At 39.7% G+C, this 14,902-nt stretch carries 12 protein-coding genes; 5 read left to right on the plus strand and 7 right to left on the minus strand.

From position 1 onward, the window contains the following. Window positions 1-122: 122 nt before the first annotated feature. From G7B20_RS17610 to G7B20_RS17630, 5 genes are all read right to left on the minus strand, one after another. Window positions 123-1,127 carry an NAD(P)/FAD-dependent oxidoreductase gene (locus G7B20_RS17610; protein WP_164112725.1) on the minus strand — a complete coding sequence of 335 codons (1,005 nt, stop codon included), beginning with the start codon at window positions 1,125-1,127 and terminating at the stop codon, window positions 123-125. A gap of 4 nt (window positions 1,128-1,131) precedes the next feature. After that, on the minus strand, window positions 1,132-1,569 hold the full coding sequence (locus G7B20_RS17615; protein WP_164112726.1) for a MarR family winged helix-turn-helix transcriptional regulator: 438 nt from the start codon (window positions 1,567-1,569) through the stop codon (window positions 1,132-1,134). Window positions 1,570-2,091: 522 nt separating this feature from the next. Beyond that, window positions 2,092-2,430 (minus strand): hypothetical protein, encoded by a 339-nt coding sequence (locus G7B20_RS17620; protein ID WP_164112727.1) that lies wholly within the window; start codon window positions 2,428-2,430, stop codon window positions 2,092-2,094. Window positions 2,431-2,988: 558 nt separating this feature from the next. Next, entirely contained in the window at window positions 2,989-3,438 is a 450-nt protein-coding gene (locus G7B20_RS17625; protein WP_164112728.1) for an SRPBCC family protein, read from the minus strand. Window positions 3,439-3,563: 125 nt separating this feature from the next. Next, window positions 3,564-4,559 carry an acyl-ACP desaturase gene (locus G7B20_RS17630; RefSeq protein ID WP_164112729.1) on the minus strand — a complete coding sequence of 332 codons (996 nt, stop codon included), beginning with the start codon at window positions 4,557-4,559 and terminating at the stop codon, window positions 3,564-3,566. Window positions 4,560-5,302: 743 nt separating this feature from the next. Here G7B20_RS17630 and G7B20_RS17635 point away from each other — a divergent pair. The 4 genes from G7B20_RS17635 to G7B20_RS17650 all read left to right on the plus strand — a co-directional run bounded on the left by G7B20_RS17635 (window position 5,303) and on the right by G7B20_RS17650 (window position 11,205). Further along, entirely contained in the window at window positions 5,303-6,526 is a 1,224-nt protein-coding gene (locus tag G7B20_RS17635) for a cysteine desulfurase (RefSeq protein WP_164112730.1), read from the plus strand. A 44-nt stretch (window positions 6,527-6,570) separates the two neighbouring features. Beyond that, entirely contained in the window at window positions 6,571-6,993 is a 423-nt protein-coding gene (locus tag G7B20_RS17640) for a SufE family protein (RefSeq protein WP_262886572.1), read from the plus strand. A 448-nt stretch (window positions 6,994-7,441) separates the two neighbouring features. Next, on the plus strand, window positions 7,442-9,676 hold the full coding sequence (locus tag G7B20_RS17645) for a glycoside hydrolase family 2 protein (protein WP_164112731.1): 2,235 nt from the start codon (window positions 7,442-7,444) through the stop codon (window positions 9,674-9,676). A gap of 26 nt (window positions 9,677-9,702) precedes the next feature. Further along, on the plus strand, window positions 9,703-11,205 hold the full coding sequence (locus G7B20_RS17650; protein ID WP_164112732.1) for an alpha-L-fucosidase: 1,503 nt from the start codon (window positions 9,703-9,705) through the stop codon (window positions 11,203-11,205). 27 nt (window positions 11,206-11,232) lie between these two features. Here G7B20_RS17650 and murI read toward each other — a convergent pair whose 3' ends face one another. Beyond that, on the minus strand, window positions 11,233-12,045 hold the full coding sequence (gene murI, locus G7B20_RS17655) for a glutamate racemase (protein WP_164112733.1): 813 nt from the start codon (window positions 12,043-12,045) through the stop codon (window positions 11,233-11,235). Window positions 12,046-12,120: 75 nt separating this feature from the next. Beyond that, window positions 12,121-13,536: a glycoside hydrolase family 125 protein gene (locus tag G7B20_RS17660; protein ID WP_164112734.1), complete on the minus strand. Its 1,416-nt coding sequence runs from the start codon at window positions 13,534-13,536 to the stop codon at window positions 12,121-12,123. A gap of 926 nt (window positions 13,537-14,462) precedes the next feature. Between G7B20_RS17660 and G7B20_RS17665 the strand changes: the two genes are divergently transcribed. Beyond that, on the plus strand, window positions 14,463-14,849 hold the full coding sequence (locus G7B20_RS17665) for a hypothetical protein (RefSeq protein ID WP_164112735.1): 387 nt from the start codon (window positions 14,463-14,465) through the stop codon (window positions 14,847-14,849). Window positions 14,850-14,902 lie beyond the last annotated feature (53 nt).

Here is a 14,902-nt window from a genome sequence, read left to right on the forward strand (position 1 = left end):
GTTATGGTAGTTATGAAGTTATAGAGGTTATGAAGTTATAGGATTATGGTAGTTAATTTATTTGTCTTTTAAAACCTTGTAACCTTTATAACCATGTAACCTTATAACTTTATCACTTTTCCCTAAAAAGCATTCACTCCGTTGACAGTTGTATATTTAAAACTTAGTTTTTGATCGGGATAAACATATTTAAATGCGGATTGTACCATCAGTGTTGCTTCGTGGTATCCACATAGGATCAATTTTAGCTTGCCAGGGTAGGTGTTGATATCGCCTATGGCATATATGCGCTCTACATTAGTCGAATAGTCGAACGTGTTGACTTCTATTGCATTTTTGTCGATGTTTAACCCCCAATCTGCAATTGGTCCTAATTTCGGGGTTAGCCCATATAGCGGTATTAGGTAGTCTGTCTCCAGTAAGAACTCTTCTTTTCCTTTATTTGCAACTTTAACATGCGATAGCGATCCATTGCCGTGGGCACTCAGTAGGTTATGAGAAAGTAATAAATCGATTTTTCCTTTTTGTGCCAGATCGTATACTTTATCAGCGGAGTCCGGTGCACCTCGGAAGCTATCGCTACGGTGTACTAATGTCACTTTTTTTGCGTAATCACTTAGATATATTGTCCAATCGAGGGCTGAATCGCCACCACCTGCAATGACAAGCGTTTTGTCTCGGTAGGTTTCCGGATTTTTGACCATATAGTCTATCCCCCTACGTTCGAAGGTTGTAATACCCTCCAGTTCGGGTTTCCTCGGTTCAAAACAACCTAAACCACCTGCTATTGCAATGACCTGACAGTGCACCTGTGTGTTATCGGAAGTGGTCACGATATAAGAACCATCTTCTTGCTTCTCCACTTTATCTACGCGTTCGCCCAATGTAAATGTGGGGTCGAAGGGTTTTATCTGTTCCATCTGATTGTCTATCAGCTCCTGTGCTTTGACAATCGGGTATCCAGGGATATCGTAAATGGGCTTGTGTGGATATATCTCAGAGAGTTGACCTCCTACTTGTGGTAACACATCGATCAGATGGCAACGCATTTTCAACAAACCAGCTTCAAAAACTGCAAATAGGCCTACGGGCCCGGCACCAATAATGCAAATATCCGTTTGTATCATGATTTTATTTTTGTGTTAAGTTATCGTATATGGTATTTAATATCCTAGTAAATTGAGCGAAATCATCGTCGTTCAGGTTCTTCCATGCCTGCATGCGGAAGTGAGCTACTTTAGGTGCAATTTCCTGTATTTTACTTTTTCCTTTTGCTGTAATCTGCAAGTGTAAAGCCCGGCGGTCCGACGTATTTGTTATCCGTTCAGCAAGCTCTTTCTTAATCAATAAATCAATGATTCTAGTTAGTGTAGGTTGGTCTTTACCGCACAGCTCTGCCATTTCTTTGTTCGTCAGATCAGGTTTTTCAAAAATCGTACGTAGTACAGTCCACTGATCTACTGTAAGGTCAAACTGATACAACGTAAATGCACTTTGTGCATATTGTTTTACTTTTTTCGCTGTCCTATCCAGTATAAAAGAGTACTGGTTGTATTTTTCGTTTAGCATAACAATAATTAGTGTGACAAATATAATTATTGTTTTTCACTTTGACGGTATGAAAAGTCATACCAGCGTAATACTGTCGGAGACATTTATCGGTACTATCGTTGTTATAGTAGGGATGGGTTGCTTATTAGCTCGATGGCAATGACGGCGCCTATCTGTCAAAATGATTAAGGGTAGGCTTTGTTGTATTATGAGCCTATATTGTATGCGGCGATAATTCCTGCAGGATTAAAGGTTTCGCGGTGTTAAGTAGGGCATCAAAACCACTTTCCTGTGTAAGGTAAATTGTCGACATGTTTATCAGGACGCAGTCGTATTGTTTATTCTTGACCTCGAAAACATGTGTTTGTGGACTGACATGTGAATCATTTTCGCTATAACGCGCTAACTTGATCTCTATATTTCCAATAGAGGTGCTCTGTTTTATGCTAAAATCTATGGCTATGACATCAATTTACATGATGAGGTGACTACATTTATTCGGTATATTGAAGTTTCGCTGCGCATCCAATGCGGGGAGTTCTACCGTCTTACTGCCTTTTTTGCAAATGTTATCTGCGGCGTAAAGTATATTTGGTCATAGATATGGCAATTATTGTTAAACTGAAAGTCGACCAACCGTTGGATGTTGCTGTGTTTGACTTGTAATAAACCTTGCTTGCATTTCATATTTCCACGCAGTACTCGGAGCATGTATTGAACCAGTTTGTTGTGCATTTCGTTGTCGTACATATCGCGATGTACTGCTCTAAAAGCACGGGGTATTACCGCTCTTGCTGCACTTGCCGTTCCGAAATCAGCTGCTGCATTTTGTGTCCATTGAGTCTGCTTTAGTTTATCCGATGGTTTGGTCTGTATCACATTTAGTGAATGTTTTTACGAGTGATTCAATATAGGATTATATTTTTGAGTCAGCTAACTCCTTCTCTAACCGCGCGATTTTTTCAGATTGAAGTTGTTTGGTCTCTTCTAATAGTTCTAATTGCTTTTAATAAGCTAATCATTGTGTTTGGCTCCGGCTCATAGGATTTAGTGTGTTCCTCTTTTGCTGGTGGATTATACCGGTTTGCTTCTGCTGTATCAGCTGATTGATATTGAGGTTAAGACTTATCTAAAATGTACGGTTGATTTTATCCCAGAGGGTGTAAGGCTGCACTCATTAATTGATTGGTGTGACATTGCACATACAGAGGTTATTGATCTCTTTTGCGATTGGAATGAGGTGAAAAAAAAGTTTTTATTCTTGCGATGGAGTCCCAGAGGCTTTGTTGGATGGGGGGCTGCTTCGAGACGATGTCTTGATGAGAGAAGAACAGATTTTAAAGGTTTTTATTTGTTTTGAATTTATATATATTGAAAAGGGATCGAATTTGATTCAGTAAAGGGTATTATTCAAAAATTGGGGTAGGTATTACTGATTTAATTTGATGTCTGATAGGGATTCCCTTTGCCTGTTTCAAGAAATTGTTGTAGGCTGCTTAAGAACTGTCGCCAACCATCCGCACATATGGTATAGCATTCAACAGCTGGGTGTAAGCCCTGGTGGGTCAATTGCAATTTGCTGCCATTTATCTGAGGAGCGATTTCCCAAATGATGATCGTATCTATCCATTCTTTTTTATTTTTGAGCTCGGGAATGTTCAGCAAAGCATCGGTAACAACCCAAACGACCTTTCTGGCCGGTGACAGTTGTTTTACTTGCATGGTTTTAAAGACATTCTTGCCAAATCGGAGGGTAAAACTACAGTCTTGGTGGTCGGCATTTCCGGTAAACATTACCGTCCACCACAAAGAGATTTGCCGGGTTAATGCGTTGTACACTTTGTCTACGGTTGTATTGATGTAGATAGTTTTGTAGAAATTGTTCATAACTTCATCGTTTATACTAGCAAATTTACCATATTGCTAACCTAAAGGAAGTTGTCTTAGGACAGGATTTTTGTGTGTTGCTTAAAAAAGCTTCCGTCATTTATAAGTGACGGAAGCTTTTCCTTTTATCCATATATCCACTTGAATTTGTATTGTAGATCTGGTATTTTGATCCGGTCGGCTAATCTCGTCAAGCGATCCGGTAGTTTCATTAAATAATCTCTGGCCTTTTCCCCTTGTTCATTCAATCCGGCTACTTGATCGATTTTCCATTCGTTGATGAGCTCTTTCAGGATCTCGACATAATCTAGGGCCGTATAGACGTCTAGACGTTGTGCAGCATCTGAAAAATGTGCGAAAGCTCCGCCTTGGGGACCTCCTGATTCTCTTAAGAAGTGTGCAGGCATTACAATTTTCTTGCGCATCATATCTTCAAAAGCCAACATAACTTCACTTGGATCTACGGTCATTGCTTTTGAGATGAACGACATGTAGGCTTTGGCATGTCTTGCTTCATCGGCTGCAATAACACCACACATTTTGGCTAATAATTTATCTCCGCTTTTTTTGGATATTCCCGCAACACGGCGGTGGGAAACGTTAGTAGCAAGCTCTTGGAAAGAGGTGTATATAAAGTTACGGTAAGGGTCTGCACCTGTACCAATATCAAAACCATCAGCGATTAGATATTGCGTGCTCATCTCAAATTCGCGCATGTTGATTCTACCTGAAAGGTAGAGATATTTGTTCAGCAAGTCTCCGTGTCTGTTCTCTTCAGCAGTCCAGGCACGAACCCATTTCATCCAACCACCTTGTTCGTTTTTCTCTACATCTTCCACCATGGTCAACCAAGATTCGTAGGTTGGTAAAGCTTCTTCGGTGATGGTATCACCAATGAGTACGGCCACCAAATCATAAGGAAGTTCTTTTGCACTTTCCTGTAGATCCCTAACCTCTTCAAAAAAGGTACTGCGTGAGGAGTCTGGGAGAAAATCGGCAGGTTGCCACATCTGCTCCACAGGCTTTAAATACTCACTCATCTCGTTGAGCATGAAAGGCTCTAGATAAGTCATTACTTCTTTCCTTGATCCTTCTGGTATATTTAAGGGTTTCTCTTGCATAATTAGTACAAATTTACATAAAATGCTTTGTATTCAATAATGCATGCAAAAAAACCTTTATGTGTTAATTTTGGGTTGATTGTATGGTTTGGGGGTATATAGGGTTTTTATAAGAACCATTGCTTTTGTCACTTAGGCCGTGACTGGCCCATACTTTTTTCCGCAAAAAAGTATGCAAAAAACTCGTCACTGTGCCGGCTTGCCACAACGGATCACCATTCCTACTATTGGCAACCCACCAAGGTGGCATTTGCTAAACTGTCAGGAAGCGCGAACAACCAATGTAAACTGATTAAAAAGAGCCTTGTAGCATATGGAGTCAAAGGCCGTAAAGCTATCGTTTCACAACGATACATCTTGCAGTAGATATGGATTTACCTACAGTGAGCTCGCAAGCTCGGTTCCAGTCACGGGATGGGCAAGCTCAATGGAGATCTAGGAAACCGCCTTGATAGCTTTACGTGCTGTGATGAACATTGGGTACACCGTCTTGATTTGTTTGCTTCTTTATTCATCAAGCAAACCCTCGAAGAGGCTCTTGAATGCCTTTAAAAAACAAACACAATGAAAAATAATGAAGGCCCCGTCCAGGCAAGGACAAAAGATATTTTAATGGTTCCTAAAAAGTAACATACCATTCATAACCTTATTGCATACCATAAAACCAAAAAGAATACACTATCTTGATACTATTTGGTTATATATATAGTAACTTTGTACCTCAAAATTTACATAGAAACGTCTTGAAAACATTTGATATCCATAAAGTACGTGCTGATTTTCCATTGTTAAAGCGAGAGGTGAATGGTAAGCCTCTGGTATATTTGGACAATGGTGCGACTACGCAAAAACCGCAGTCGGTGATCGATGCCATCATTCATTATTACTCGGACATGAACTCGAATGTGCATCGGGGAGTTCACTACTTAAGCCAGATATCTACGGATGCTTTTGAAGTAACCAGACGTAAAGTGAAAGACTTTATAAATGCTGAAGAAGAGGTCGAGATTATTATCACGAAAGGAACTACGGATAGTATCAATTTGGTCGCCCAATGTTATGGTAAAGCATTTATTGGCACGGGAGATGAGATCATTATTTCGGCTATGGAGCACCATTCGAATATCGTGCCTTGGCAGATGTTGTGTGAGGAGAAGGGAGCTGTACTGAAGGTGATTCCAATGGATGAACGTGGTGTTTTGGATATGGAGGCCTATCGTAAGCTGCTTTCCGAAAAAACGAAGATTGTTTCCGTCACTTATGTATCTAATGCACTAGGTACTGTTAATCCGGTAGAAGAGATTATCGCTTTGGCTCATAAAAATGGAACACCTGTGCTATTGGATGCTGCTCAGGCAATACAACATATCGCAATAGATGTACAACAGCTAGATGTGGATTTTCTAGTTTTCTCTGGTCACAAGATGTATGCGCCAACAGGGGTAGGTGTATTGTATGGGAAAGCGGAGTGGTTGAATGCCATGCCTCCTTATCAGGGTGGTGGCGATATGATTAAAGATGTCTCTTTTGAGAAGACTACTTATAATGAACTCCCTTTTAAGTTTGAGGCTGGAACACCCAATATTGAAGCGGGTATATGTCTGGCTGCCGCCATTGATTATATCACGGAAATAGGTATCGATAATATAAAGGCTTATGAAGATGAACTATTGGCTTATGCCACAGCTCGATTGAACGAGGTTGAAGGGCTTCGTCTTATCGGTACGGCAGACAAAAAATCTTCAGTTATTTCTTTTGTGGTAGACGGTGTACATCCTTATGATATCGGTGTGATTTTAGATAAATTGGGAATTGCCGTACGTACAGGACATCACTGTGCACAACCTATCATGGATCAATTGCAGATACCTGGTACAGTACGTGCTAGTTTAGCTATGTATAATACCAAAGAAGATGTGGATACCTTGGTGGCTGGACTAAGAAGGGCTTTAAGTATGCTAAAGTAGTGATTGGTACTTGGTATTTAACTCCTTAACTTTCTAACTTTTTAATGAAAATGACAATAAACGAGATACAGGACGAATTAATTGAAGACTTTGCTTTCTATTCGGATTGGATGGAAAAATATGAATATATCATTCAGTTAGGTAAAGAGTTACCTCTGATTGAAGAACAGTACAAACAGGACCAATATATTATCAAAGGCTGTCAATCTAAAGTATGGTTGTACCCAGAACTGAAAGAGGGAAAACTTTATTTTACCGCCGATAGTGATGCGTTGATTACAAAAGGTTTGGTGAGTTTGATGGTCAAAGTATTGTCGGGGCATACCCCGAAAGAAATCGTTGATACGGATTTGTATTTTATCGATCAGATAGGGCTTAAGGATCACCTTTCTCCAACACGTGCGAACGGTTTGTTGTCTATGGTCAAACAGATGAAATTGTACGCCCTGGCCCTGCAGAATAGGTAGTATTTGTATCGGTTTTATAGAAAAGCCTTCGAACAATCATTGTTCGAAGGCTTTTCTATTTAGACTCTCCTAAAAAAGGGACTTTTCCATTGTATGGAAGTATATCGATTCCGAATTTGTAGACCTGTTCTTCTGGAAAAACAAATAATTAAAAGCTTATTTGTTTGTTTTTCGCCACAATGGATGAATCTGGAGGGTTCGATAAAGGAACAAAATCGTGGAATATCGCCATACCTGTCAAGTAATGCAACATTCCGGTTACTTTACGAAATTCCACTCAAACGATATAGTTTCGTTTTATAGGTTTTGGGAGGTGTATTTTGCAGGTTTTAACGCTCAAAAGTCAAGGATGATAATCTTGTTGTTTTTACTTTCATACGGTAGTCATTATATTTGAGAGTGACCCTTAAACAATTTTATAGCTAAATTTATTATTACGATCTAAAACATGAGAATTACTTCCTTATTGAGTTTGTGTTTGTTTTGTTTGCTTCAATGGTCTTTTGCGCGAGAAGTTATTCCTTTTAATTCGGACTGGGCGTTTAAGAAGGGGCCATTTGCCGATGAGAGAATGCAATTTGGTGCCATATTTCAAGGCAAATGGCAAACAGTACAGGTACCTCATACCTGGAATGCCAACGATATGCAGTTGAAAGATATCAAGGTAGGTAGCTTTGCCCGCAACGAACGGTTTTATATTGGAGATGCTTATTATAGAAAGTCATTTTCGGTGCCAGCATCTTGGAAAGGGAAGCGGGTATTTGTCAAGTTTGAAGGTGTGAATACGAATACGGAGGTATACCTAAATACAAAAGCTCCTGTGACCAAGCAAGAAAAGGGATTCGTCAATTATACGGAACAGACCCTAACAAATAGTTATCAATTTGTAGGTCGTCACCAAGGGGGGTATTCGGCCTTCGTATTTGAACTGACCGAAATGATTTCATACGGACAGGAAAATGAGTTATTGGTCAAAGTGAACAATGAGGCCACGCCTCAGGTTATTCCTGTCAACCATACGCTGTTTCCGATGTATGGTGGAATCTATCGTCCTGTAGAACTGATTGTAACGGATGCTGTAAGTATTGCAACTTCGGATTTTGCGTCTTCAGGCGTATACATCACCCAGAGAAATGTATCCAAGAAAAATGCGGATATCGGCTTTAAGGTAAAACTAGAGAATAAGACCGGAAAAATACAGCCAATCGAGGTCGTAACGACCATATATGAAAAGGATGGCAAGGTTAAGGCATTTTACAAGGAGCCATATTCGTTATTGCCTCAGGGCAGACAAGAAGTAAAGTACGAGATTAATGTTAAAAATCCGCACCTGTGGCAGGGATTGGACGACCCGTACTTGTATAAGGTCGTAACGCATATTAAGAAGGATAATCAGGTGATTGATGAAATCGTGGAGCCGCTGGGTATCCGGAAGTTTGAACTAATCGCTAGTAAAGGTTTTTTTCTGAATGACATAAAGTACCCGTTGTACGGTGTCTGCCGCCATCAGGACAGACTGGGGAAGGGATCAGCCTTGAGTAATGCAGATCACGATGAAGACCTGGCTATTATTCAGGAAATGGGTGCTACAAGTATCCGTCTGGCGCACTATCAGCAATCGGAATATTTTTACGCTAAGTGTGATAGCCTGGGATTGATCGTATGGGCAGAGATTCCTTTTGTAAATCGTGTAACCACGTATGAAGAAAACAATGCTCTGCAGCAAATGAAAGAGCTGATACGCCAAAATTTTAATCATCCGTCGATTTATATCTGGGGCCTACATAATGAAGTTTATACCCCCAATACGTATACAGTGGAGCTGACTACAAAACTACATGATCTGGCGAAATCTGAAGATCCTGACCGATACACCGTTCAGGTAAGTGGGTATAACGTGGTTAATCATGCGGTCAATAACAATGCCGATGTGCAGGGAATCAATCATTACTTCGGTTGGTATAACGGAGAGTTAGAGAATCAGTCGGAAAAAAATGATGATGTTGAGACCTGGGCAAAGCGTATTTCTGAGGAATTTAAAGATTATAAATTGATTTTTTCGGAGTATGGCGCGGAGGCTGTTATTGAAGATCAAGCGGAGGTAACTGGCAATTTTGGTAATCAGTTCAGTAGGCCCGATTTCTTTCCAGAAGATTTTGCGACTAGATTCCACGAGATCAATTGGGGTGTTATCGCTAAAACCCCAACTTTATTAGGGTCTTATTTATGGAATACGTTTGAATTTGCTACACCAATTACTGGTTTAAATGTCAATCCGCGTAACTATAAAGGTATTGTAACCTTTGATAGAAAGGTGAAAAAAGACGCTTTCTATTGGTATAAAGCCAATTGGAGTAAAGCTGCTGTAGTATATATAACACAACGAAGAGTGGTAAATAGGGGGAATGAGATTACACCAATAACCGTGTATTCGAATCAAGGGGTACCTGTACTTAAGGTGAATGGAAAGGAAGTAAAAAGCTATAAAATGGGTACGACAGCTGTTCATTATATTTTTGAAAATGTCAAGTTGGAATTAGGAGAGAATACTGTTGTTGCCGAAGTTAAAAGCTCAGCAAATGGTACCGTTACGAGGGATGAAATCAAATGGAACTACGATCCCAAATACAAAAGGGCCGTTGGTGAACCATCGGTAACTAAAGATGAACATGTTGGACTTTAAATTTTATCCTGAATACTAAATTTATTATGAGAATACTGAAAAGAACATTATTACTTACAACATCGCTGCTGATGGCTAGTTTAGCTGTACATGCACAATGGACTGGGCCAAAGAAAAAGCCCACGCAGCAGGTTCAGCTTAAATATGGGCCGATTACTCCTGCACATCGTACCGATGCGAATATGGTGGCTTTCCGTGACTACGGTTTGGGGCAGTTTATACATTGGGGGGTGTATGCTATCCCTGGAAATGAATGGGAAGGGGTAAGTGCCCGTGGTGGTGCTGCTGCCTCTGAATGGATCCGTAGTTGGGGCGGACCAACTGCTCCAAAGGATTGGAAAAATACCTATGATAACCTGTACAAACAATTTGCAGCGAAGGACTTTGATGCAAAGAAATGGGCGAAGCAGGCGAAAGAAATGGGTGCTAAATATATGATATTTACAACCAAACACCACGACGGATTTGCGCTATGGCCTACTAAATATTCGGAATATAATATTACAAAATCCCCGTATGGTAAAGATATCGTAAAAGAGGTAGTGGATGCGTATACTGCTGAAGGAATAGACGTGTATCTTTATTTCTCTATTCTGGAATGGAATAATCCTGATTATATGGGTAAAGTACCCCAAACAGCGGATGAAAAACAACGTTTTGACCGTTTTTTGGATTATACGCGCAACCAATTGATAGAGCTATCTGATAACTATTCAAAAATCAAAGGCTTTTGGTTTGATGGCACTTGGGATGCTTCCTGGAAATCAGCCTATGACTTTACCTATAAACTGGAAAAGGAATTAAGAGACCGTCACCCTGGATTGGTTATTGGTTCCCGCTTTAGAAATGATGAAAACGGGTCTAGACACTTTGATACCAATGGTAGGCTACTTGGGGACTATGAGCAGGGCTGGGAACGCAAGTTGCCTCAGGAGTTTGAATGGCTAGATGGTAACGATTGGGATGCTGTCATGACGATACCTCCTAACGGTTGGGGATACATGAAAGATTGGTCTGGACTATACATTAAGACAACTGATGATATCATTGATATGTTAATGCATTCTGTCTCTATGAATGGAAATTTTGTCTTGAATTTTGGACCTGATGGTGATGGTAAAATGCATGTGGGTGAGGATAAGATAGCGAAAGAATTGGGTGATTGGATGAAGGTAAACGGGGAGGCTGTCTACGGCGTTAGGCATGCCGATTTACCGGTTTCAAAGTTAGGCTATTATACCCAAAAAGGAGATGTTCTGTATCTCACGGTGATAAGTAGACCGGTAAATAATATTGTACGTATAGCTGTTCCTAAAAAGACCAAAGAAGTCCCCGTTGAGGCATCGTTGTTGTCGAATAATAAGTCGTTACAGGTCAAGCATTCAGATGTCGGTCTGGATCTCGATAAAAATACGTATTATGATGTCCTATTACCTGAGCAATTTAAATCAAACCGGGCTTTTGTTATCAAAATGAAATTGGGTGCTCCATCGTCAAAGACCGATAAGTTGATGGATGCCAAGATGTAATTCTATCTCCAGATTTTCAGGCAGGTTTTATACTTTAATATGGTCTGCCTGGATTTTTTGGCCAAAGAAGATGGTAGCCTTCTCTTCAAATTCTTTTGCGCTATCCGTGGTGTAGAATGTAAGTTGGCCTCCTTTACGGCACAAATTTTCTACTTCGGGATGTCGTAGGAGATAGTCGGCCAGGCTTTTCGCTACTAACGAACCTTGAGAAAGTATATTTATGCCTTGCGGGACATACTTTTTAATAATAGGGAGTAATAAAGGGTAATGAGTGCAGGCGAGGATTAAGGTATCAATACTATCTGAAAGGGATAAGATGCTGGCGATGTCTTTCTGCACAAAATAGTGAGCCCCCTCACTATAAATCTCATTGTTCTCAACCAGTGGAACCCAAAAGGGACAGGCATGTTGAAAGACCTCAATTTCGGGATGAAATTTATGGATTTCTATTTTATAAGATCCGGAAAGAACAGTCCCCTGCGTGGCTAGAACGCCTACTTTGTTGGTCTTGGTGTATTTGTCTACGACCTCGGTCGTAGGACGTATGACTCCCAATACTTTTTTGCCTGGAGGAAGATCGTGTTGTTGAATGGTACGTAGTGCTTTGGCTGATGCGGTATTACAAGCCAAGACGACCAAATTGCAACCTAGGTCGAATAGTTTGAATACGCATTCTTTGGTAAACTCGTAAACGGCTTCGAAGGAGCGGGTGCCATAAGGCACGCGGGCATTGTCCCCCAGATATATGTAATCATATTGAGGTAGTTGCTTTTGTATTTCTTTAAATACAGTTAATCCACCGTAGCCCGAATCAAAAATGCCAATAGGTCCGCTAATCATATGCTATAAAAATAAGGAGATTTGTACCTTACTCATGGTACAAATCTCCTTAAAAAAATTAAATGTAACGTTATTTTAAACCAATAAATGTGGTTTTTCTTTATATGTTTTCCATAACAGCTCACCAAACAGTGTATTTGCCCAGGCGAACCAATGACGGGTGAATTTTTTAGGATCATCTTTATGGAAGGATTCGTGCATAAAGCCGGTACCTCCATGCGTGGCTGCCAATGTCTTGATACATGTACGTATCTCATCGTCATTGGTTGATGTAAAAGCGCGCATAGTGATTGCCATAGGCCATATCATATCCCGGCCTATATGTGGTCCGCCTACGCCTTCTGCTGCGGTACCTTTAAAGAAAAACGGATTATTTTTTGACAAGATGTAGTTTCTTGTACGTTGGTATACTTCGTCTTTGACATCTACCGATTCGAGATAAGGTAATGCAAGGAGAGAAGGGACATTGGCATCATCCATCATCATATAGCTTCCGAAGCCATCGACCTCAAATGCGTATACACGCCCGTGTTGTGGGTGGTCAATAATACCATATTTTTGTACTGCCTGCTCAACTTCATTTGCTAAACGTTCCATCCTGCTTGCTAGTTCTATATTATTGATTTTACGTAAAATCTCTGCGGATTGGCGTAGGCTCTTTATCGCAAATAGATTGGACGGTATCAAGAATAAGAATATTGTACAGTCATCTGAAGGCCGGAAGCTGGAACAGATCAAACCAACAGGGTTGACGGGATACCCCCATCCATCTACCTGTAATGTATCCGTACCACGAGAGGTAGTTCTCGAAAAATTGTAAGGCCCTAAGTTCTCTTTTCGCTGCTGCTCGACGAAAGTCTGATAAGTGTTTTCCTGTGCTTTTACCCAGTCTGCGTCGAATGGCGTAGTGTCTCCTGTTTCTTTCCAATAGCGGTGTGCTAGTCGGATAGGGTAGCATAGTGAATCGATCTCCCATTTACGTTCGTGTATGCCGGGCTTCATTTTTGTGTGATCTGAAAACCACTCTCCTTTTTTAGTAGGGTCGTTGTAAAAAGCATTGGCATATGGATCGATATTGATACATTGGGACTGCTTGTTGATTAAGCCCAGGATAAGGTTTTTAAGCTTAGGATCCTTTTTCATAAAAGGAATATAAGGCCATACTTGGGCACTGCTATCCCGAAGCCACATGGCATCAATGTCACCTGTTATCACGTAGGTAAGCTTCTTATTGGCTGTAGACTCATCGTATATAGTGGTATCCAATGTGTTGGGGAAACAGTTGTTGAACAACCACCCTAGTTCTGGGTTTTTTACGTTTTTCTGGAACTCTTTGATGGCATCTTCAATGACCGGGCTACTGAAATGTCTTTTGTCTGCAGCTACTCGTACATTGGGGAACGTATTTGCCGCTGTAGCAAAAGAGAGTTTGCTAGCTAATACGCTAGCTCCTAATACGGCACTTTGCTGGATGAAAGTTCTGCGTTTCATATGTATTTAATTTGTTTTTTAATGGCCATATGGAATAATCATGACTGTTTGTGCTTTGCAAAACATGAGTATTTCATTATAATTTATGTGGTTTTTAGGATTCAACTTTAGAAAGCAAGATGCAATAATTTATTTAAAATAACAACAAAAAACGTTTTAGCATCGTTATTTTGTCTTGTTGATTTGAGAAAGAGTTTTTTTAAGTAAAAAAATCAAGACTGTGTAGCCTACGATCTATTTCTTGGACAAAGAATGCTTTTTACCCCGGTAAGCGAACACTATTTGGAAAGCTTTGATGTAGAATCAGGTTCTATAAATAAAAAAATGGAGAGCGATATTATGTATTTTTCAATGTGTTTATTAGGAGGTAGTTAGGGGTGTGTAGGTCATCGACGTAAAACGCGGTATCTTTACTAAATGATTTTGTAGTATACTATTTATTTGGTATTTTAGGTCAGACATTATAAACAATACTTACCTTATTTTAAGCTAGTTATGAATATAAAATTTAAGCCACTATTTTCCTTAGTTATACTTTTTTTTACTCTAAATAGTTGCAATACATGTGTTTATGTTTTTGTAGATGCACTTAACATTGCGGAAGCTAAGGCATTTTACGAGTCTCAGATTAACCCTGTTACAACCGGGGGGGGACAATCCTTTATTTAACCGACATCAGTTAGTTGTAGATTGGAAGTCTTATAAGCAAACTGATGAAAATATATTTTCTATCCCAGTTGTTCCTGTCGCGGAGCGTATAATTGACCCCAAGAAAGGTGTAATCATGTAGCGAAAACTACGCAAATACGAATGACCGCGAAGCAGCATGCACACCAATTGCAACAAAATGTGCATAATATAGTTTGGATATTCCATCCCGACAAGTCGGGGCAAGCTAATAACAACCAAAATCAAATTATAGATATATGAAAAAAAAGAATATAATACGTTCACTAACTTTCCTTAGTTTATTTGGATTATTAGTCTATATTACAAATTTTACAGATTTAAAGATATTTTTTATTAGAGTAATCGAGTTCAGCAACTATAATGGAACATACTATTATTATCAAAATAGGTTGAAAGGAGAAACAGATAGTCAAAGGTCTAAGTCATATGCTCATTTCTTAAGCCAAAATTCAAATATCGAAGACAAACAGTTATACCGTAGATTTAGAATGGATCTTTGGCGGTTTTGGGAGTGGAGTGATTTCTACTATTTTTCAGATCAATATAAGCTACCTTATATTTCAGAAAAGGAGATTAACGAAAACAGAAAAAGGGAGGGGTTACCTCCAATAGTGTTTGATTAGAAGGTGGTCATTTTTTCTCTTTATATAATTCTAATGTGTATCAATGAGAATCT

The organism is Sphingobacterium sp. xlx-96 (assembly GCF_011007365.1).
Taxonomy (GTDB): Bacteria; Bacteroidota; Bacteroidia; order Sphingobacteriales; family Sphingobacteriaceae; genus Sphingobacterium; species Sphingobacterium luzhongxinii.